Here is a 22,703-nt window from a genome sequence, read left to right as displayed (position 1 = left end):
TTTCAAGTTCTATTTGAATCTGCTTGGAGTGTTTTTTGAGTTGAGTGAGCTGCTTGTTGATAACAGTCTTGATAATTTTTTCGATTTTTGAAAAAGAAATACGAAGTATTTTCTATCAATTCCGAGGTTAGATCATCCAATTCTGATACCTCAATAGATATCTTCTTATGTTTACGCCAGACATAAGAACCTGGAGAGCCAATTAAACCTTTCTTGAACTTAAGTTCTTGTTTGCAAAGGCTACATTGTGGTTTAACAATGGTTTCTTTTTGTGAAAAGGAAATGCCATTATCAATATCTCGCTCGAATTGCTCCAATACCACTTGTACTTTTTTAAATAACTCTACAGTAATGATTGGTTCAACGTTAGGTAATTGAACAAATGTAGCGTTGGATGAATCGATGTAATGACCACTAAAAAAAGGGGTTTTTAAGATATCGATGATTCTCGTATCTTTTCTATTAAGCAATGGTTGATATCTAATAATGATATTGAAAAGGTCCTTTTCTTCATCAATTTCAGATATGTCAATGAACATCTGTTTGATTATGTCTTTCATATCAGCTATAGCTACAAATTTGGTTTGTTTTAACGAGTTACTATCGGTTGATTTAACTTTTTTGTATCCAATAATTTGTGAAGGGTTCCTCTTTCGTGCATCAGACAAACGTGTTTTAATTTTCTGACCTTCGAATTGAGCAGTTAATCCATACCAAGCTTCCGTAAATAAATCATCGGAAAACTCTGGAGAATTAGAAGCAGTGAAAATTACTTTAACATTAAATTTGTAAAACAAAGTTACGATTTGAATATATTCATAGACATCACGAGCCAATCGATCTCGTTCATAAACAATAATAGTTGAAATCTTACCTTCTTTTATGAAATGGAGCATTCGATTTAGTGCAGGGCGCTCTTCAATAGAGAGTTTTGTAGCTGAAACATTATCATCAACAAAATCGATTATATCCTCTTTATTAAAATCAGTTAGATACTTTGAATTCGTCGCTTCCTGTAATCCCAATTCTTGACCACTTGAACTTACCCTGAGATATTGAGCGACTTTTCTATGTGGCTGAAAAACATCAGCGATACATTTTGCTTTAGATCGTGGCAATTATGTTTCCTCCTCGTTAATCTCGTTAGTGAATTCTAGTAATGAATCCTGTAAAAAGAGTCCGACTCTTTGTGGATCATTAGGTAATGAGCTAATAATCAGTTTTTCTAGGATTCTGTAAAATAGTAAAGCTGTTTGTTCTGGCATTTCTTCGCCATAGGAAACCTTCATAATTTTAGGTTTGGACAATGTAATCCCTCCTGTTCAAGTGCTATTCATTATGAACAGGAGGGAAGAGTTTTATTCTTTTAAATCGAATACTTTCTCGTTTTTAGTAGATAAAGCCAGTTCTAGCTGAACATTTAACTTTGTATCTGGATCACAATTAATCTTGCGCTTAATAATTATTGGCTGAGTTTTACTCCCAAGTAATTCAAGATTCGATTGAAGAGGGTTCATTTTTTATACTCCCTTCTATCGTTTGAAAATGGCGAATCACCTCTTGTGAAATACCGTGCTTTTCACAGATTGATAGAATTACCTCAAAGTCAATTTGAGGATTTATATATTGTAATTGATGTTCCATAGCTGTACTCGCTTTCTAGTTAAATTTTGTTTGCTGGTAAAAAGGTGATTTTAGGATGCGTTCACTTGTTGTTGAGACAGCCATTCGAAAAATTTTGATTTGAGTACTCGTTTGCTACGGCCTATTTTGATTAATGGGAAGCTTTTGTGTTCCATAATTTCATAAGCTGTTGGTTTAGATACCATTAAAATTTCTGATATCTCAGCCGCTGTTAACATCATTGGATAATCTTCTATTGTTTTGTGCATAATAATTCTCCTTTTATAAAAAACAGATTGGTTGTTTGTGATTTCAATTGATACCTATCATTTTAAAATGGTTGGCATTCGAAGATGAAAAAAGAATTTTTTTAAGAAAGTCCTCGAATTAATGAATGGATTATATACCAGTTAAGATTCGAAGATGAAAAAAGAATTTTTTTAAGAAAGTCCTCGAATTAATGAATGGATTATATACCAGTTGAGATTCGAAGATGAAAAAAGAATTTTTTTAAGAAAGTCCTCGAATCAATGAATGGATTATATACCAGCTGAGGTTCGAAGATGAAAAAAAGAAATTTTTTTAAGAAAAGCCACGAATCAATGAGTGGATTATATACCAGCTGAAATGAGAAGATGAAAAAAGTTTTAAAAAAACCTGAATCAATGATTAGATTCAGGTTGAAATAGATTTTTCATAAATAAAGCCTACTATTATATATCAACTCAACTATGCATAGTAAAAAAAGATTTTTCAAAGTGCGGGTTGCTTAAATAAAAATGCTATATTATACACTACTTGTCCTTGAAATGGGGAAAACTTTTGGATTTTAATGCTCTAGATATTTGATGCGGTATTATAAATGATTTTGATGCAGAATTGGAGAAAAAATGTTTCCAAATTAGTGAATAAAATGTGAAATTGTTCAATAGTGTAAGTGAGGCATTGAATCTAATCAGTAATGGTTATTTCTATTACGAACTAGGGATGAAAATAAGCTTTATTATCAAGTACAAAAAGGATTGTTGATTTTTGTAAGATTGATAGAGAAAAAATATACCGCTTTAGGAGAGAATAGCGGTGTTAAATGAAGGGAAAAAAATAACCCTATGGAATCATAAGGAATAAAAAGGGTTTACTAAGGTGAATTTTCTGATTTTAGTATAGTCATTAAGAATCTTGAGGAGTGGTTAGGATGAAGGTGTATCAAAATATCGTCCACACGGCAATAATCGATATAACGAATTTATTAAAGAAGATGTAATCAGAAATGGATGGCCAGGTATAGTGATCTAGCCACTCAATCGAAGTCAGAGATAAAAAGAGCATTACAATATGTTTATGAATTAGAAAGTGGTGAACTTGGAAATGCATTAGGGGCTATCTAGTGTTTTTTAAATATAATGGAAGCCGGAGATCTTATTCTTGTTAGAAATCGTAAAAAACTAAGTTATGGAATAGTTGGAGAATATCTGTAAATGTCAACATAAATATGTACACTTTCGCTTGGATAAGGATGTACAGAATTACTCGTTCTCTTTTGCTAAATGATCCTTTAATCGGTATGAATCACCTATCATAGGCACAACTGTCGCATGATGTAAAATGCGGTCTAATATGGCATTGGCCAGTTTAGGTTCCTGAAATATTTCATCCCACGCTTTGAAATTCACATTGGTTGTTAAGATGGTACTTCTTTTTTCATATCTTCGATCAATCAGCTGGAAAAACAACTTAGCGTCTTCGTGATCAATCGGTAAATAACCGATTTCATCGATGATTAACAGTCTGTATTTGCTGTAATGCTTCAAACGGCTCTCTAACCGATTTTCTAATCGAGCTTTCCTCAAATTTTGAATCAAGTCATGGCACTTAATAAAATAGGTACTCGTCCGTTTCTTTGCTGCCGCAATCCCTATTGCTGTGGCCAAATGGGTTTTACCGACACCACTTGGTCCTAAAAACACAATATTTTCATTCTCCTCGATAAAACGCAATGTAAGGAAGTCTAGAATCTGCTGTTGGTTAATCGATGTTTGAAAGGTAAAATCGAAATCTTTCACCTCCTTAAAATGAGGGAAAGCTGCGACCTTCACCATCGATTGCGTCATGTTTTTCTCCCGTATGTCTATTTCATACGCAGTCAACTTGATTAATGTGTCGATAAATGACATCTGATGCTTTACGCTGAAGTCTACGATTTCATTTAAATGTAAGCTCATTTGCTTTAACTTTAGATAGTCAAGATTCCATAATAATTGTTGATAGTTTGTAGTTGGATTCATTATTTATACACTTCTCCAATCGTTGCTAAATTCCGTTTTGCTAAATCGTCGATTTCAGGATAATGAGGGGTGGAAACAAGTAAGCTTGCCTTATAATGTTCCTCTTGATAATTAAGTTTAGCGTTACTAATTGGATGTTGGGCGATCAGTTTCATGTTATAATAAATCCACAAGTAGTCATCATACACCTGTAAGCCTACTTTTTTTCCTTGATATTCTGGTGGTACAGAGTATTGATTCGATTTGTAGGAAATCATGTTTGATGCATTGACTTTTACATGTGTATGTTTGATGCGATAGGAATCTCTTACTTTGTCAGTTGGTAGCTGGAGTAAGTGGTTCCTTTCTTTTTTGAATTCCATAATCGGTATTTTCCCCGTTCCTTGATGGATCTGGTGATTCATTCTATTCCCTAAATCCTGTATGAATAGATGAAGTTCCTCCATTGTCAGTTGACCTTGGTACGCATGAATTTCATCAAGGAGTTTCATTGTGGATTCAATTTTCCCCTTGGTTCTCGGTCGTCCTGCAATACATGGTTTGACTTTAAAATCAAAGTCCCTCGCAAACTGATCAAATTTCGCATTCACTTTCCCAGGTTGATAATCAGTCCTCGCTTCATCCATTACCGTTTTCATATTATCCGTAAGGATTTCAGCTGGAACTCCGCCAATTGCTTCAAAAGTATCTGTTAAAAAAGAAAGTAAGGTACTCTGTGACTTAGAAAGACTTAATTGAAATGTTCGGAATCTGGAATTTGATAAAATGAAAGCCGCCACATTGACTTCTATCTTTTCTCCCTCTTTGGTTTCGAATAAAATGTTTTCCTTCCAATCTAATTGGGCCTGCTTACCTGGTGGCGTTTCAAATCGGACTGTCCCTTTGGGTGAAGAAATACGTTTATCCTCTTCAAAGTAGGCATTAAATTCAGGTGTACGAGCTATATACGCACGGAAGGTTGAAGCTCCACATTCCAATCCATGATTGTCTTTTAGGTACTGCCAAAGCATACGACGGTAATAAAATACCTGTTTTGAATCTTCTGATAACAATGCGGCTATTATTTCATAATAAGGATCAATCTTTGAGGGCTTTTCCCTTTTTCTTTTTGGGATAAAGCCATTTAGATATTTATCAATTGTCCGCCGATCCACACCCAATTCCTTTGCTAGCTTACTTTTATTGATTTTCATTTTCATATGCTCCATAATCTGTTTGAATTTCGGTAAGTCTGAAAGACTTTTAATCTCAAAATCGATATCAATATTCATTGTTATGTACATACTAATCCCCCCAAGATTAGTATGTAGATTCATATCAAATTTGTACATATTTATTCGAGCAATACTGTACATATTTAAATTAGCATTTCTAAATATCAATATGTCCCAAGTCTTGATAATACTGTTGATGGGTTCTGCCATCAACGAAGTGTTCGATGGATTGAAACCGATGAACCTTTACATCTTTTCAATCAAGCGGTTCATACTACCGTACGTAGTCCAGGAATTGTAACTGGTTCACGCTATAATGTATCAGAATTAGGTTTGAATTTATTGGGGTATAAGGCTTATGAATTTATTTCTACTAAAGAGTAAACCACACGGTATAGAGCGATTACCGCTTTTTGTAGAAAAAATTTATAGCAATAGGATGGCTGTGTATCGGAAATTTATCTAACGTATCAGTTGAAGACATTGAAACACGTTTAGCCGATACTTATGTAGATTATATAAGGCAAACAATGGCATACAATAAAGGGATGATTAATGCGTTTATCAATATAATGCATAATCAAGATATTGTGATGATTGCTCAAGGTGATTATGTATATTTTGGTCAAGTTGGACCTTACAGTTATGTTGAGCAGTTCGATAATAATGAGGATGGAATGTGCCATCAAAGATACATACACTGGCTAGTGAAAGTAGAAAGACATACGTTAAACGATAAAGTTCAGGAGCATTTGAGAAATCGGCTACAATTACAAAGTTTTAGTATCCTCTACAACTAACTGATATTGATTCCATTATTGAAGGAAACAAAACAGATGGTGTTCAAATAGAGGAAAATAGCGAATTAGTACAGAAAGCTTTGGGTATTTTGTATAAAGCATTAGATAATCCAGATACAAATATACAAGTTTTAGCTGCAACAGCTATTGTTCAAAATTAAAGATAGTTTAAAAAGCTTAGACTTTGTACAAAGGGTCTAAGCTTTTATAGAAAAGAAAACCAAGGGATAGGCCTAGGGTCCAAAAAGCTTTCAGCATTGTATATTAAAATTTCTTATTAGGTTATAGCAACTTGATCTTTTTTAAAAAAATCAAAAAATATGAAATTTCCTAGTTATGCTAATATATATATATAAGGAGGTTTTATATGTATATTTCTGAATTAACATTAACTAATTTTAGAGCTTTTTCATCTCAAACTACAATACAATTCAATGATGGAATTAATGTGATACTTGGCCAAAATAATGCAGGCAAGACTGCAATACTTAAAGCTTTTGAACTACTTTTTAATAATGGTTCTAGCAAAAAACTAAATATAAACGATTTTAATAGAAATTGTAACATTGAAGAGCTAATAAATACCTCACCCAGAATTGTAATCTCTGCTAAACTTACTGAATCTAAAGATGAAGAAGAATATTCAGATGAACTAGTTACAGTAGCTAATTGGCTGACGAGCATTAATAGCCCTTATGAAGCAACAATTACCTATGAATTTTACTTGCCAGAAACAAATCAAGCTGAATATGAAACATTAATGAATAGTATTCAAAGCGATGATATAAATCGTTATTGGAAATCAATTGAGCATAATTTTTTAAAGAAATATGTATCAAGATTATATGTCGGGAATCCAGATTTTAAAAATGTGGTACAGCCAGAGGAAATTAATCGTTTTGACTTTCAATTTCTTACAGCGATTAGAGATGTAGAAAGAGATTTATTTAAGGGAAATAATAGCTTGCTAAGAGAAGTTATCGATTTCTTTATGGATTATGATATTAAATCTAATACGGATTATAACAGAAGTGAGAAATCTTTAAAAATTGAAGAATTAAAACGCGAGTTCAATGATGAATCTACTAAATTAATTAAAACTTTGCAACAAAGAATGGAGTTAGGAACGGGTGAAATATTAAAGTATGTTGAACGTACTGGAGCCGGTATAGATGATTCAAAGCCTCTATTTGATGGAGAGATTCTTGATACTGAATTATATTCAGCTTTAAGACTTATTGTAGAAAAAGAGTCGGGTATTAAACTTCCTGCAATCAGTAATGGTTTAGGGTATAACAATCTCATTTATATCTCATTATTACTTTCAAAAATGCAAAAGAATGCTTCTGGTGACTATCTAGGAACCAACGCTAAAGTTTTTTCAATTTTGGCTATTGAAGAGCCGGAAGCCCATCTACATCCAAATATGCAGTATAAATTCTTACAATTTCTAAAAGAAAATAGGTCATCTCAGGTGAATCAAGTTTTTATTACATCTCATTCTCCTAATATTACAGCAGCAGTAGATTTAGATGATATTCTGGTTATACAAAGAGATGGAGAATCCATACATATCGCTTATCCAGGTAAAGTTTTTGACTTAGAAAATCCGGATGATATTCAGTCGAAAAATTATGTGAAAAGGTTTTTAGATGTCACTAAATCAGATTTATTTTTCGCCCAAAATATTGTTCTTGTAGAAGGTATTGCAGAGCAACTAGTTATTCCGGAATTTGCTAAAATATTAAACTTTGATTTAGTAGATAATCATACTTCAATTATTAATATCGGAGGAAGATATTTTAATCATTTTTTAAAGCTTTTTGATACTTCAAGAAACTATGCATTGAAGAAAAAAGTAGCCTGTATAACTGATTTAGATCCAATGAGAAAGAAAAAAAACACTTTAAATGCAAAATGGAAAAAATGTTTACCACTCTTTTTAAATTTACAAGAAGAAAAGTACGAATATAAAACTACTTCTAATGAACTAGTAAATAGTGAGGGATATTCTTGTCCAACAATTTGTGTGTTTTCTCAAGAAGGAGGAAAAAGTTCAACTTTTGAATACGATGTGTTTTTGAAAAATCCGAACTGTGAACAGTTAATTACTCCTTCACTTTCAAATGCTCAAGAGCTAAAAGAATTATTAATTTTATTAGAAAAAGATAAACCATTAATTGAATTGATAAACAGGCTTGGAGTAGGAAAATTTAAAGATGAAGTTTTTGAAGTGTATGAAAAAGGGAAGCTTATCGATAATTACAATGTTAAGAAGCAATTAATAGCTTGTAGATACCTAGCATCAATTTCAAAAGGAGAAGCTGCTCAAGAATTGGCAAATATAGTTTCATTAGAAGAGAACATTATCCAACCTCCAGATTATATAAAGGAGGCATTAGAATGGATTTATCAGATGCAATCGAATTAAAAAATAGCTTTGAAGCAATACCACTAGATGAACCATTTAAGTTATATGCAGGACCAGGAGCTGGAAAAACGACTTTTTTAGTAAATCATATTAAGCGTATTCTAAATCATTCAGACAAGCTTAAACGTTCTAGAAAAATAGCTTGTATAACGTACACTAATGCAGCAGTTAATACTTTAAGAAACAGATTAGATGGCTCTTTAGAGAGCATTGAAATAACAACTATCCATAGTTTTTGTTATAAACATATAGTTAAACCATTTATCTGGCTATTAGATTCAAGTCTAATCGCTATTGATAAACTAGATGGACACGATGAAATAAAACTAAGAAAAAGTCAAATAGCAAAAATTAAATCTGAAACTAGACAAAATTATTTATCTGATACAAATTTAGCGAAAGCTTTAAATAAACTTCAATGGATTTTAGAGAAAGATAAGACATTTAAATTAGGATTTATCAGACATTTTGATAGTCGAGTTGATGGATACACAATAAAACCTACCACATTTTCAAAATATAAAGAGATTTACTGGGCAGAAGGGAAATTAAGTCACGATGATGTCTTGTATTTTGCATATAATATCTTATTACAAGAGCCATATATTTGTGAGATTATTCGTGGGAAATTCCCTTATCTCTTAATTGATGAATTTCAAGATACAAGTCCATTGCAGGTAGCGATTGTGGAATTAATTGCTGAAAAGGAAACAACTTTAGGTGTTATAGGAGATGTATGTCAATCTATATATTCTTTTCAGGGCGCCAGTGTGCAAGATTTCGAAGAGTTTGAAGTACCTCAAATGAAACTATATATTCTAAGAAATAATAGTAGATCATCTAATGAAATTATCACGGTTCTTAATCATATGAGACAAGATAAGGATTTTGAACAAGTAAGTGTTAATAATATTGAAGGGCCTAAGCCGATTATCATAATTGGTTCAAAAACTAAGTCATATGATTACTTCAAAAATCAATCTCTGGTAGATTTGAAAATCTTGGCATATCGAAAAGAAACGTTGGATACATTTCAAAATCCACAAGCCTCTAGTGCTAATGAAGTTGAATATATTGTCAAAGATTCAAATAGTGAAAGAGGTTGGAGAATATTTTATGTAATAAAATCATTAGAGTATGCGAAACAATTGAAAATCAAAGAGTCTTTAAAAGCAATGAGGATGGCATATAGGAAAGAAAGTTTTACTGAGAAGAATTCGTTTGAAAACTTGAAAAGATTGATACAATTCCAAGAACAAATTAATAACTTGCCCCTCACACAAATCTATAATGAATTCCTTTATGGGCATTATAATATTAAAGCAAAAATTACAGGTGGAGCGGCAAAAGAAATGTATGACAATATATTATATTCTCAAGCTGTACTCCAAATGAAACTTGTAGATGACATAAATGATTTTCAAACAGTGCATAATGCTAAAGGGGAAGAATTTGAAAATGTCCTTCTGATTATTCCTTCACTTGAACGTAATGAATTGTCATTTTTGTTAGCTCCAAATATGAATAAAGAAGAGCATAGAGTTTATTACGTAGCTTTAAGCAGAGCAAAAAAAGGACTATACATAAACTTTCCTAACCTACCAGAAGCTGAAAAAAGTACACTTGTTAATATAGGGTTTGACGTAATTAGTGTTGAGTAAAACAAATTTTTTTCTTTAGTTACTATTGTACTGGTTAATATTATATTATTAGATTTGATTAAATATTTTGAACTTGACAATTCTAAAGACTTGAATATTAAGATTATAATGGATTATTCTCTTAACTGAATTGCAAACAAAGAAGATATTTATACTAGTTATTTAAACGTACTTACGTACTTGATTAGATAGGTAATAGAGAATACTGTATCTCTTTAAGATTGGATAGGAAAGTGTAGTTGTCTTGTTGATGCTACAGTTGAAGAAACTGTAGCATTTTTAGTAAATGGTATCAAAGCTTCAAAGGATGATTTTAATAAATATAGTTGTTAATGTGCTTTTTTATTGATAGTGCTAAATTAGAAAAATGGCTTTTTATAATATAATATAATTTTAATGTTTAATAGGAACTCTGTAATGATGTTAATTGTATGTTTTCTTCAAGTAACATTGTTTTTAATGTAGTTGTTGACCACTTATGCCATACAAATTATTTCGAGTAACTTGAACTAGTCTACTAAGATACTGATTTTCTCCTCTCATTCCTGCCGGGTGGCGAGGATCACCAGTTTTACGTAATAGAGTAGAAGTATCGTTTACTTTAAATACATACATATTAACATTATTTTTTTCTGAGTATCTAATTACTTGTAGAGATTTTTGATGTAACCATAAGTAGGGAATCGTACCTTCTGGTGGTAACCCCCAAGCTAATACGATATATTCAAAATCCACCATTTTGTTTTTTAGTTTGAGTAGGTTGTTTTTCATCACTCTATTTAACTGGTTTTTGCTATGTAGAATTCGTAAGTATTCGTAGGCTTCTCTAGGATCGGAACTACATATGGGAAATAAATTTAAAATCGTTATCTTCTTTATTTTTTGTTCTTTTTTGTTCTTTTTTTTATTGTAGTTAACAAAAAAATCAATTACTAGATTAACTGTTTTATCTGATGCCGTTTTATCAGCATATGAAGGATTCATCATAATTATTCCTATTTCTTTACCTTCTTGAACATTTAATAAGGGAATTTCTAAAAAAGTACGGATATAAATGTTGTTGGTTTTATCTAATAAATATTTGTCTGTATCAATCTTAATTTTATCGACATAGTTATTGTTATATTTTTTGATCATCATCTTCACCTTCTTGTAGTTAGATATTATAGAGAAGTTGAGTTTTTTGTAAAGAAATCTTTGTTTTTGTAATATTTAGTATAATTAAGCATTTATATTTAATCTATTTGTATTGTTAATTGAATTGCAATATCATTATTAATGTAGCACACATTTGAAGAGGTTTTGTATTGTTTCTTTGGAAGAATGTATTTTTAATTAAAGTAGTTTATAAAAAGTTAATGTATAGAGTTATATTCAGATAAGTTCTAGTTATTAATATAATTTTATATTTAGTAACTATAGGCTTGGTTAATTGAACTTTCTGCATTAAACAAAAAAATGGGAGTATGAGCAAGAGTTAAGGGTTAGAAAGCAGAAAATGTAGGAAATAGTTTTCATATGAAAGCCGTTCCTTATGCTATATATAGGTTTGAAGTGCCAAGATGAATATAAAATGCACTTAGTAAATATAGCACTCACATCAAATATCCCTATTTATCAGATGGAGGTAAATCATAATCCAATTTCCTATGAATTGCACTACAAAGCATTGATGATATAAATCCTATATTTATTAAAAAGTGAAGAGAACAAAAAATATTTTTCTTACAAGGGAATGAAGAAACTATTCAAAATAAAATCCTTCAATCAGCATATAGACACGCTTAGAAATGATGGACTAATAATTAAGATTATTCTTAAGCAATTACTTGGATAGATGAAGGATATAGTACGGATTATGTTACGTACACATTTATAAGCGAAGTATTTATCTTTAAAAAGGTAAATTTATAAAATAATATCAAGGGGTGGGTTAAATGGAAGATGCGAGATTAGCATTTGAAAGAATAGAGGAGCAGGTTAATGATTGGAAATCTAAATATAATAAGGATATAGTGTGGTTTCGTGGGGAAAATGGTATCTTTCAAAAAATGGTTCCTTCAATGTATAGAAATGTGTTACCAGAAGCCGCATTCAAAGGATCTTGCAAGAAAGTTTTGAATCCCAGAGAAAAGATAAGGATATAGAATTTTGAAAATTGGCTCTATAATAAAATGCTAGATGAAATTACTTCTATCCATCCAATTAATTATAAGCAGCAAGCTTTTGATGATTGGGATATAGTTTATTTCGAACAACATTATGGAATACCAACTAGGTTTCTTGATTGGTCTACAGCGTTGGAGGTGGGTTTGTATTTTGCTACTCAAAATGGTGGAAATAATGATGCTTGTATATGGATTCTAGACCCATTAAAATTTAATGAATTAATCCGAGGGGAATATGAGATAAAGCAAGCTAATGCAGGAACGTATAAGACTTTCATAAAAAACTCTAGAGACCAACAGCCTGTTGCAATATGTGTTGATAATCCATCGTCCGCAAATGAGAGATTATTACAACAAAAGGGAACCTTTTTATATACTGGGCTAGATTATGTTGACTTTCGGGACTTTGTAAGTGACAAGGCGAATGACAAAAGGTTAGATCCAAAGGAATTTCTTTTTAAAATTGAAATAAATCAAAATGAATGTGGTAAAATTATTGATTATTTATATGAAAAATTCCAAATAAATGCGTCTACACTTAAGTTAAATGAAAAAAACTTTTTAGCTGATCGGCTCTCTTATGAAAAATTTTTGACAGAAAAAAAATTACAGGAAATACTTTGAACGTAGTTAAGTCATTTATTAATAAATATTTGATTTTTATACTCGTTAATTAACAAAAAATTCACTCAGATAGTGCTTTTGACTATATATCAATTGTTATTTATAAAGTCGTAATATATTGAATCGTTTATCACGGGTATAACAGACCACTTACTAACCAAATGCTCACACATTTGCTCACCAAATTATTTTATTGAGCTAAATTTATTTAACTGAATTGATTTTGAGAAGCCTCAAAACCTTATTAAATCTAGCTTCTTTGACCGTATTTAACTGAGCTTAATTCACCAAACAAAATTGACAGGGAAGGGGTCGGGGGTTCGAACCCATCTCGGGTCATCATTTTCACGTAGCTCAAACCCATTTATATCAGAGGTTTGGGTTTTTCTTTTCCACAAACAAAACACCTCCATGTTGAGATGGAGGTAGGGTGTATCTAGAAAATATTTCTTATAGGCTTTATGTTAAAAGAGTGTTGCACTGATACGTCCTTGTTCTTATTAAACTAAGGAAGCAGATTGAATTAGTAGTAATACTAAATCCGATTATTATTTTAAGATTATTATTTTAATAAAAAACCTCTTGTAAACGTTATCAAATCTAGTTATAATACAAGTAGATAAAGACAAATAGTAATTATTTATTCTCACATAGGATTGTGACTGTTCGGCAGGCAAAACCTAAGTTCATACCAAGCATACAAGTATATTGTATCTTTGGTATGGATTTAGGTTTTTTATTTAGGCTAATAAGTAGGTGATGATAGATGAAAATCAAAAAAGTATTTAACAATAATGTAGTCTTAGTTGAAAATGATAATAATTCAGAAATGATTGTTATGGGCAGAGGTCTTGCTTTCCAAAAGAAATCAGGTGAAGATATTGATCCTTCTATAGTTGATAAAACATTTGTTTTAGAAACAAAAGGCTTATCAGATAAATTAGCTCATCTTATTAACGAAATTCCATCCGAACATCTGGATGTATCAGATGAGATTATTACCTACGCTAAATCAAAGTTACCTGGGAAAATCAGTGATAATATTTATATCACCTTAACTGACCATATAAGTTTTTCGATTTCTCGCTTTCAACAAGGCATTGCACTCAAAAACGCGTTGCTTTGGGAAGTAAAAAAATTCTATCGTAATGAATATGAAATTGCTTTACACGCATTACAAATCATTGAAAAGAAAACGGGTTATAAGCTATCTGAGGATGAAGCTGGTTCGATTGCTCTTCATCTCATTAATGCTCAGCAAAACCAAAATGATATGGAAGATACGATGAATATGACGAAAATGGTAAATGATGTACTTACTATTGTTAAATATCATTATGGTTTGGAGCTGGACGAAAATTCAATTAATTATAGCCGTTTTGTTACTCATTTAAGATATTTTGCCTATAGGCTGACTCATAATGAATCTACTCTTGAAGGTGAGAATGAATTATATAATCAAGTAAAGACAAAATATCCCGAAGCATATCAATGTACACAAAAGGTAAACGCATATATTGAATCTTCTTATGGTAAAAAAACAAACAAAGATGAAATGCTATATTTAATGCTTCACATTCACCGTATTACTTCACGGGAAAAACATAATAATTGAACTACAGGATTGTGACTGTTCGGCAGGCAAAACCTGAGTTGATATTGCTTATTCGAGTTCATTATTTCGAATAATTGATACCAATTCAGGTTTTTCTTTATATAAACATAAAATAAAAGGAGTGTTATATATGAGCTATACAAGCTTGGCTAAAGAAATTCTCCAACATATTGGTGGAGAAAACAACGTAAATAGTTTAGTGCATTGTGCTACTCGCTTACGTTTTAAAGTAAAAGATAGCAAAAAAGTGAATAAAGAAGCATTAGAAAATGTGAAAGGTGTTATTAGTGTTGTTCAAACTGGCGGCCAACAACAAGTAGTAATTGGCAACCATGTTTCGGATGTATTTAAAGAAATTAATAAAATCAGTAACTTCTCCAAAGAAGCTAATGACACATCTGAAGAAAAAACATCACTATCCGGAAAAATATTTGAATTAATTTCTGGTACATTTACCCCACTACTAGCACCGCTTGCAGGAGCAGGTATGCTGAAAGCTCTTTTAGGCGTATTAGTCATGTTCGATCTGTTATCTGATCAAAGTGGTACGTATGCTATTTTATCTGCCGCTGGTAATGCTATTTTATTCTTCTTGCCTATTATGATAGGTTTTACTTTAGCTACGAAATTAGGAGCGAATCCATACATGGGTGGTATTATAGGAGCCGCACTATTAGAACCAAACTTTACAGCTTTATTAGCTAATGGAGATACAAGTTCGTTCTTAGGAATACCAGTTATTTTGATGGACTATTCTTCTCAAATCGTACCAGCATTTATCTCAGTGCTTATTTATGCTCAATTAGAGAAATTCTTGAAAAAAGTGATATACAAAGATTTACAAATGTTTTTAGTACCAATGCTTTCATTAATGATTATTGTACCACTAGCTGCTATCGCGTTCGGTCCTTTTGGAACCTATGTAGGTCAAATGATTGCTACAGGAATTAATTTCTTAAGTGAACATAGCGGATTATTAACGGGTGCTGTTGTTGGCGGTGCCATGGTATTCCTTATTATGTTTGGATTACATTGGGCCCTTATTCCAATGAGTATTGAAAACTTAATGAACGGTGGAGACCCAATTGATCCTATGTGGGCTGCAAGTACTTTTGCTCAAATGGGTATTGCATTAGGTATTTTCTTAAAATCGAAAGACAAAGAAACCAAAGCCCTTTCTGGTTCAACGACACTAACTGGATTACTTTCAGGTGTAACAGAACCAATTCTTTATGGATTGATTGCAACTCATAAACGCACACTAAAATATGTTGTTATTGTCGGAGCGATCGGTGGTGCTTTCATTGGGGCATTTGGAGCTGAAAATAATGCCTTTGCACTTCACACTATATTTACACTAAGCGGTACAACTACACCATGGCTTCCATACTTCTTTATGATTATCATGACAATAGGTGGAGCAGCAGCTTTAACATATTTCTTAGGTTATGAAGACAAAAAGAAACCACAAAATACTGATACAACAACTGATACAACAATTAAAGCAGGAGAATTACTTGTGAGAAAAGAAGGGATCGTTAGCCCTTTAACAGGAACGATTACTCCGTTAAATCAAGTGAAAGATGCAGTATTCGCATCTGAGGCAATGGGAAGAGGAATAGCGATTGAACCAACTATTGGAGAAGTTCATTCGCCAGTAAATGGTACCATTACAACAATCTTCCCTACGGGACATGCTGTCGGTATTACATCAGATGATGGAGCGGAAATTCTCATTCATATTGGAATTGATACGGTTCAATTAGAGGGAAAATACTTCAATGCACATGTGAAAACGGGTGATAAAGTAACCAAAGGGCAGCATTTAATCGACTTTGATATAGAAAAGATTAAAGGGGCTGGATACCTTCTAACAACACCTGTAATTATTACAAATACTGCACAATATATGGATATCATTGAAACAAATAAAGAACAAATTGCTAAACAAGAAGATTTATTAACCCTAGTAATCTAATACAACTAACTGGTGGGGATGAACTATGTTCATTCCCAGTTGATTGAACATATTTTGGAGGGACAAACAAAGATGAAAAGCTATTCAAAACCTTTTCCGAAGAATTTTTTATGGGGTGGCGCAACAGCGGCAAACCAAATTGAAGGTGCATATCAAGAAAAAGGCAAAGGCCTTTCTACAGCAGACGTATTACCGCATGGAGTTTTTAACTTACAGGATTATTCAATGGAAGGCTATTATCCTTACCACACTGCCATTGATTTTTATCACAACTATAAAGAAGACATCGCTCTGTTTGCTGAAATGGGCTTTAAATGCTTTCGTATGAGTATTGCGTGGACTCGTATTTTTCCAAATGGCGATGAATTAGAACCAAATGAAGAAGGCTTAAAATATTATGATGACGTATTTACTGAGTTAGCTAAACACAACATCCAGCCTATTGTTACTATTTCTCACTATGAAATGCCACTTGCTTTAGTGAAAAATTATGGAGGCTGGAAAAACCGTAAACTCATAGAATTTTATGAGCGTTATGCTAGAACCCTTTTTACTCGCTACAAAGATCAAGTTAAATATTGGATGACATTTAATGAAATTAATTTTGTCATTCATGCCCCATTTACTGGTGGTGGACTTGAATTTGAGGAAGGTGAAAATGTAAAAGATACGCAATATCAAGCAGCCCATCACCAATTCGTTGCCAGCGCTCTGGCAGTAAAGGTAGGCCACGAGATTAATCCGGATAGTAAAATTGGTTGTATGCTTGCCTATGCACCAACTTATCCGTATTCATGTAATCCGGAAGACGTTTGGACCGCTATGATGTTAGACCGTGAAACGGTATTCTTCACGGATGTTCAAGTTCGTGGCTATTATCCTTCCTATACTGAACGCTACTTTGCTGAACATAACATTACAATTAAAATGGAGCCTGGCGATGAAGAAATCCTTCGTACACATAAAGTAGACTTTTTAGGCTTCAGTTACTACAACAGTGGCACGGCCTCTGCAACTCCTGAAGAACATAAGGCTTCTGATGGCAACTTACAATTAGGAGGCGTAGAAAACCCGTACTTAGAAGCATCTGAATGGGGATGGGAAATCGATCCGAAAGGCCTTCGAATTGCTTTAAATTCGTTATACGACCGTTACCAAATTCCTTTATTTATCGTTGAAAATGGTTTTGGTGCTGTTGATATATTAGAAAATGAGACCGTAAATGACGATTACCGTATAAGCTATTTCCGTGACCATATTGCTGAAATGAAGGAAGCTATCGCGGATGGTGTTAACTTAATCGGCTACACTACATGGGGTCCTATTGACCTTGTAAGTGCTTCTACTGCTGAAATGAAAAAACGATATGGCTTTATCTATGTAGATAAGGATAACGAAGGGAATGGAACATTAAAACGGTACAAAAAGAAAAGCTTCAACTGGTACAAGCAAGTCATCGCTTCTAATGGTGAAGAGTTAAAGTAAGAATGTATAAAGGATAGTCGCAATCAAAGATTGATTGCGACTATCCTTTTAACTTTTAGCCCATATTTGGCCCAATTTAACTACCGTACCATGTTGCATCTCTAAGTCAGTATGCGTTATAGATATCTAGCGTAATCCCTACATTCGCATGTCCCAATCGCTTACTGACGATTTTAGGGTTTACTCCTTGTTTTATAAGAATGGCAGCATTCGTTTGCGTAAGAATATGCATTAATCGTTGTGTTTTTTACTGTAGTTTTCTTTGATTTGCTTGTCTATTAGATCGCGGTATTCGACTGATTCTTTTTTCAAGAGAATATCATCTGAGCTTAATCGTATTAAAAAAAACAAATTTTATATTGAAACATTTAGATAATTCTGCTAAAATATCTTTTGAAATTATTAACCTTTAATATGGTCCAGAGAGGCTGAAAAGGGCAACTTGATATTTTAGTTATATATTAATAATATCTTTGTTTATTCATGCCCTTTTGTCTAATTCGACGAAAGGGCATTTTATTTTGCCGTTTAGCTGTGATGACACAACTAACGTCTCTCTTTTAAAGGAAGTCCAGTGAGACTTAAAAGGAGAATGGAAAAGTTTTATAAAGATACATCCATTCATTCGTAAGTAAAAGAGATTCATTTCACATGAACATATTGGGGGAAAGCAGAATGGATTATCGTAAAAAAACCGTGGTCGCATCGGTAGCTGGTTTAACACTAGAAGGCATGGATATCATGTTTATCTCATTTGCGATGACAATGATTATTGCAGAATTTAACGTTGATTTAGCAACTGGAGGACTTATTTCTTCTATAACGAATATGGGGATGCTTTTAGGAGGAATTGTTTTCGGAGTTCTAGCAGATAAGTATGGAAGGGTAAAGGTCTTCACATATACTGTCATCGTTTTTGCAATTGGTACAGCTTTAACGGGACTAGCCACTAGTATTGAACAAGTATACCTATTTAGATTTATCGCAGGAATAGGTGCCGGAGGAGAATATGGTATTGGTATGGCGCTTGTTGCAGAAGCTTGGCCGAAAAATAAACAAGGGCGTGCGTCCTCATATGTCAGTATAGGTGCTCAATATGGTGTCATTTTAGCAGCATTGCTAAGTGCGATTATTCTTCCTACTTTAGGGTGGAGAGCATTGTTCTTCGTTGGTGTAGTACCTGTTATTTTTGCTTTTATCGTAAGGAAGAATTTAGATGAATCACCTGAGTGGCTTGCTGCTCAGAAAAAGAAAGAGGCTAGTAAGAAAGATGAAAAAGGCAAGTTGGTCCAATTGTTTGAAACACCACGAACAGCGATTACAACAATTTCATTAATAATAATGGCAACTGTTCAAATTGCCGGTTATAACGGGTTAATGATTTGGCTGCCATCGATGTTGCAACAGTCACAAGGTTTATCTGTTTCAGGTTCTGCCATTTGGACAATTAGTACAGCTGTAGGCATGATTATTGGCATGTTATCCTTTGGGCTATTCTTAGATCGATTTGGCGCAAAGCGTGCTTTTGGTGTCTTCCTAATTGCATCAGCATGTGCTGTGTTTTTATATTCTTATGCCACAGGTAGTGTGGGTGTATTAATTGGTGGTGCAATTGTCGGATTTTTCTCAAATGGAATGTTCGCCGGATACGGGGCGTTGATTGGGAGTCTATATCCCGTTCAAATTCGAAGTACAGCAACAAACACAATTTTTAACTTTGGCCGAGCTATAGGCGGTTTTTCACCAGTACTTGTCGGCTATATTCTACAAAGTTATGATATGAAAGTTGCGATGCTCTACTTAGCAGGTTTATATTGTATTTCCTTTACGATCATGTTATTGCTTAAAAGAGATGATTCAGAGAATGTGAGCGAAACGATATAACAAAGTAAGTTTATAAAGCCTGATTCCAATGAAATAGGAATCAGGCCCTTTATATATGATACACTCTACTGCTAGGAAGCCGGTAGGTGGTTACTTCCTGTTAAACCAGCATTTCTAATTTTTGTTCAGGGTTTAATATTGTTTAAATTCTTTATTACAGATTAATAGAATCACGCATCCAATTTATTCTAATTTTTAAAAAGATTTTGGCTTAAATTGAAAAAATGCGTATAATAATGAGTATTAACAGACAGAAATGGAGTACATAAAATGGTTCAATCAATTAATACAAAAGCAGATTTAGTTATTGATGCAGCCTCACATGTGGGTCTTCCGGAATATGGCAAATTGATGGTTGGCGACAAAGGATTTGAATTTTTCAATGATCGTGATGCACGCAAGTATATTCAAATTCCATGGGAAGAAGTTGATTATGTGATTGCTTCTATCATGTTCAAAGGGAAATGGATTCCGCGTTACGCGATTCAAACGAAGCGAAATGGATCGTATACATTTTCTTCTAAAAATCCGAAAAAAGTGTTGCGGACGATTCGTAAGCATGTGGATCCGGATAAAATGGTTTCGTCATTAAGTTTCTTTGATGTAATCAAACGCGGTGTGGGAAATACATTTAAAAAGAAATAGTTTTGTATAAAAGACAGGTATAGAACTTGTCTTTTTTTGTTGAAAAAAGCCACAATTGTGAAATTTCGATGTGTTTTTTCGAAGCGGTGCACATAATTTGCGCACAATTTCCAAAGTAGTATACAATTAGAAAGCAATCAATGGGAAATTATGTTTTTGAGAGCGGATTATCACGTGCTATAATTACCGAGAAAATTGATTGAAGTTTTCGAAATGCAAGTCTAAATAACCATCGCCTTAATTTTTTTACGTATTACTAATTCGATCAGGCATGAGTAGAGGGTGTTGATTGGTGAGGAAAAGGGGGCGTTTATACCTGTAACTTCATTCCATCAACACTGCGCTCGTGCCTTTTTTGTCGAACATGTAACGCGTTACGGTGGTTAGAAAACACACATTTGAAGAGTTCTTGTGTGTTTGGTTGTAAAAAATAGTATAGGAGGTAAAAAGATGGTAGGAATTATCATTGCTAGTCATGGCGAATTTGCTAATGGTATCTTGCAATCTGGAGAGATGATCTTTGGAGCGCAAGAAAATGTGAAAGCTGTTACATTGATGCCTAGTGAAGGGCCTGATGATGTAAAGGCAAAAATGAAAGAAGCAATCGCATCTTTCGATAACCAAGATGAAGTATTATTCTTAGTCGATCTTTGGGGCGGCACTCCTTTCAACCAAGCCAACAGCTTGTTTGAAGAGCACAACGACAAATGGGCAATCGTTGCCGGTTTGAACTTGCCGATGTTGATTGAATCGTTTGCATCACGTTTTTCAATGAACACTGCGCATGAGATTGCTGCGAGTATTCTGGGTTCTGCTAAGGAAGGGGTTAGAGTAAGACCTGAAGAATTAGAACCAGCACCAACTGATACACCTGCAGCAGCTGCCCAACAATCAACTGCAGGCGCCCCTGGTACATTTAAATATGTCTTAGCACGCATCGACTCTCGTTTGCTTCACGGGCAAGTAGCGACCGCTTGGACAAAAACAACACAGCCTACTCGTATCATCGTTGTCTCTGATGCGGTAGCTAAGGATGAGCTTCGTAAAAAATTGATTCAACAAGCTGCTCCACCAGGTGTAAGGGCTCACGTTGTCCCTGTACATAAAATGATTGAACTTGCAAAAGATGATCAACATTTCGGGGGCCAGCGTGCACTGCTTCTTTTCGAAAATCCACAAGATGCACTTAGAGCGGTCGAAGGCGGCGTTCCATTGGAGACAATCAATGTTGGATCTATGGCACACTCACCTGGCAAGGTACAACCGAATAAGGTGCTGGCTTTCGGCCAAGAAGATATTGAGGCTTTTGCTAGATTAAAAGAACTTGGTGTGACATTTGATGTACGAAAAGTCCCGAATGATTCAAAAGGCAACATGAATGACATTATCAAGAAAGCTCAAGAAGAGTTAAACAAACAACAGTAATCATATGTATCAAGAAAAAAAGGGAGGATGAAGCACCATGGATTTGACGGTTATTCAAATAATATTAGTCGTTCTCGTGGCATTTTTAGCTGGTGTAGAAGGAATTTTGGATGAATTCCATTTCCATCAGCCAATCATTGCATGTACGTTAATCGGCTTAGTTACAGGAGACCTTGTACCTTGTCTGATCTTAGGCGGTACGCTTCAAATGATCGCTTTAGGCTGGGCAAATATTGGAGCTGCCGTAGCACCGGATGCTGCGTTGGCATCAGTTGCATCTGCTATCATTTTAGTTTTAAGTGGACAAGGTCAAAACGGAGTATCTTCTGCTATCGCGATTGCTGTTCCACTTGCAGTTGCAGGTTTACTTTTGACAATTATTGTCCGTACGATTGCGACAGCATTTGTCCATTTTATGGATGCTGCAGCTCAAGAAGGAAATATCAGAGTAGTTGAATTTTGGCATATCGCCGCTATCTGCTTGCAAGGATTACGTATTGCCATCCCGGCTGGATTAATTTTAGCCATTGGGGCAGGTCCGGTACAAGATTTGCTTGAGTCTATGCCAAGTTGGTTGACAAACGGTTTGGCGATCGGCGGGGGAATGGTCGTAGCCGTTGGTTATGCAATGGTTATTAACATGATGGCTACAAAAGAAGTATGGCCATTCTTTGCAATCGGATTCGTATTGGCGACTGTTTCACAAATCACACTTATTGGTTTAGGTGCTATCGGTGTAGCTCTTGCACTCATCTATTTAGCTCTTTCTAAACAAGGCGGTTCTGGTAATGGCGGAAATGGCAACACTGGTGATCCATTAGGCGCTATTATTGATGATTACTAAGAAGAAGGAGGAGGAGAAAAA

General features: G+C 33.8%; 18 protein-coding genes. 12 read left to right on the top strand and 6 right to left on the bottom strand.

The annotated features are described in order from the left end of the window. Positions 1–2 precede the first annotated feature (2 nt). From ABC357_RS10190 to istA, 5 genes are all read right to left on the bottom strand, one after another. Entirely contained in the window at positions 3–1,118 is a 1,116-nt protein-coding gene (locus ABC357_RS10190) for a recombinase family protein (protein ID WP_412887396.1), read from the bottom strand. Next, positions 1,119–1,307 carry a hypothetical protein gene (locus ABC357_RS10185; protein WP_412887395.1) on the bottom strand — a complete coding sequence of 63 codons (189 nt, stop codon included), beginning with the start codon at positions 1,305–1,307 and terminating at the stop codon, positions 1,119–1,121. Between the two features lie 387 nt (positions 1,308–1,694). Next, positions 1,695–1,892: a helix-turn-helix domain-containing protein gene (locus ABC357_RS10180; RefSeq protein ID WP_412887394.1), complete on the bottom strand. Its 198-nt coding sequence runs from the start codon at positions 1,890–1,892 to the stop codon at positions 1,695–1,697. 1,257 nt (positions 1,893–3,149) lie between these two features. Continuing rightward, on the bottom strand, positions 3,150–3,908 hold the full coding sequence (gene istB, locus ABC357_RS10175; RefSeq protein ID WP_412885551.1) for an IS21-like element helper ATPase IstB: 759 nt from the start codon (positions 3,906–3,908) through the stop codon (positions 3,150–3,152). After that, entirely contained in the window at positions 3,908–5,191 is a 1,284-nt protein-coding gene (gene istA, locus ABC357_RS10170) for an IS21 family transposase (RefSeq protein ID WP_412885845.1), read from the bottom strand. The genes istB and istA overlap by 1 nt, the downstream gene beginning before the upstream one ends. Before the next feature lie 461 nt (positions 5,192–5,652). On the opposite strand from istA, the gene ABC357_RS10165 reads away from it, so the two are divergent. From ABC357_RS10165 to ABC357_RS10155, 3 genes are all read left to right on the top strand, one after another. After that, positions 5,653–5,922, top strand: a complete 270-nt coding sequence (locus ABC357_RS10165) for a hypothetical protein (RefSeq protein WP_412887393.1) — start codon at positions 5,653–5,655, stop codon at positions 5,920–5,922. Positions 5,923–6,289: 367 nt separating this feature from the next. Further along, entirely contained in the window at positions 6,290–8,353 is a 2,064-nt protein-coding gene (locus ABC357_RS10160; protein ID WP_412887392.1) for an ATP-dependent nuclease, read from the top strand. Further along, entirely contained in the window at positions 8,326–10,014 is a 1,689-nt protein-coding gene (locus ABC357_RS10155) for a UvrD-helicase domain-containing protein (RefSeq protein WP_412887391.1), read from the top strand. The genes ABC357_RS10160 and ABC357_RS10155 overlap by 28 nt, the downstream gene beginning before the upstream one ends. A gap of 456 nt (positions 10,015–10,470) precedes the next feature. Here the strand turns inward: ABC357_RS10155 and ABC357_RS10150 are convergent, their stop codons facing one another. Continuing rightward, positions 10,471–11,154 carry a DUF1643 domain-containing protein gene (locus ABC357_RS10150; protein ID WP_412887390.1) on the bottom strand — a complete coding sequence of 228 codons (684 nt, stop codon included), beginning with the start codon at positions 11,152–11,154 and terminating at the stop codon, positions 10,471–10,473. Positions 11,155–11,951: 797 nt separating this feature from the next. Between ABC357_RS10150 and ABC357_RS10145 the strand changes: the two genes are divergently transcribed. From ABC357_RS10145 to ABC357_RS10105, 9 genes are all read left to right on the top strand, one after another. After that, positions 11,952–12,161 carry a hypothetical protein gene (locus ABC357_RS10145; protein WP_412887389.1) on the top strand — a complete coding sequence of 70 codons (210 nt, stop codon included), beginning with the start codon at positions 11,952–11,954 and terminating at the stop codon, positions 12,159–12,161. 27 nt (positions 12,162–12,188) lie between these two features. Next, positions 12,189–12,806, top strand: coding sequence for an FRG domain-containing protein (locus ABC357_RS10140; RefSeq protein ID WP_412887388.1), 618 nt, complete (start codon positions 12,189–12,191; stop codon positions 12,804–12,806). Positions 12,807–13,572: 766 nt separating this feature from the next. Beyond that, entirely contained in the window at positions 13,573–14,421 is an 849-nt protein-coding gene (gene licT / locus ABC357_RS10135; protein ID WP_412887387.1) for a BglG family transcription antiterminator LicT, read from the top strand. A 130-nt stretch (positions 14,422–14,551) separates the two neighbouring features. Beyond that, positions 14,552–16,399 (top strand): beta-glucoside-specific PTS transporter subunit IIABC, encoded by a 1,848-nt coding sequence (locus tag ABC357_RS10130; protein WP_412887386.1) that lies wholly within the window; start codon positions 14,552–14,554, stop codon positions 16,397–16,399. Positions 16,400–16,471: 72 nt separating this feature from the next. Beyond that, positions 16,472–17,884, top strand: a complete 1,413-nt coding sequence (gene bglH, locus ABC357_RS10125; RefSeq protein ID WP_412887385.1) for an aryl-phospho-beta-d-glucosidase — start codon at positions 16,472–16,474, stop codon at positions 17,882–17,884. Between the two features lie 675 nt (positions 17,885–18,559). Next, positions 18,560–19,768, top strand: coding sequence for an MFS transporter (locus tag ABC357_RS10120; RefSeq protein ID WP_412887384.1), 1,209 nt, complete (start codon positions 18,560–18,562; stop codon positions 19,766–19,768). A gap of 270 nt (positions 19,769–20,038) precedes the next feature. Further along, the gene (locus ABC357_RS10115) at positions 20,039–20,413 is read left to right on the top strand and encodes a DUF956 family protein (RefSeq protein ID WP_412887383.1); all 375 of its coding nucleotides are present in this window, start codon (positions 20,039–20,041) and stop codon (positions 20,411–20,413) included. 450 nt (positions 20,414–20,863) lie between these two features. After that, complete coding sequence (locus tag ABC357_RS10110; protein ID WP_412887382.1) at positions 20,864–21,838, top strand: mannose/fructose/sorbose PTS transporter subunit IIA; 975 nt, start codon at positions 20,864–20,866, stop codon at positions 21,836–21,838. 43 nt (positions 21,839–21,881) lie between these two features. Next, complete coding sequence (locus ABC357_RS10105) at positions 21,882–22,682, top strand: PTS mannose/fructose/sorbose transporter subunit IIC (protein ID WP_412888631.1); 801 nt, start codon at positions 21,882–21,884, stop codon at positions 22,680–22,682. Positions 22,683–22,703 lie beyond the last annotated feature (21 nt).

Origin of the sequence: Bacillus kalamii (assembly GCF_047238185.1) — a bacterium.
Taxonomy (GTDB): domain Bacteria; phylum Bacillota; class Bacilli; order Bacillales; family DSM-1321; genus Bacillus_AD.
The sequence above is the reverse complement of the archived record's forward strand: the minus strand, read 5'-3'. Positions and strand labels throughout refer to the sequence as shown.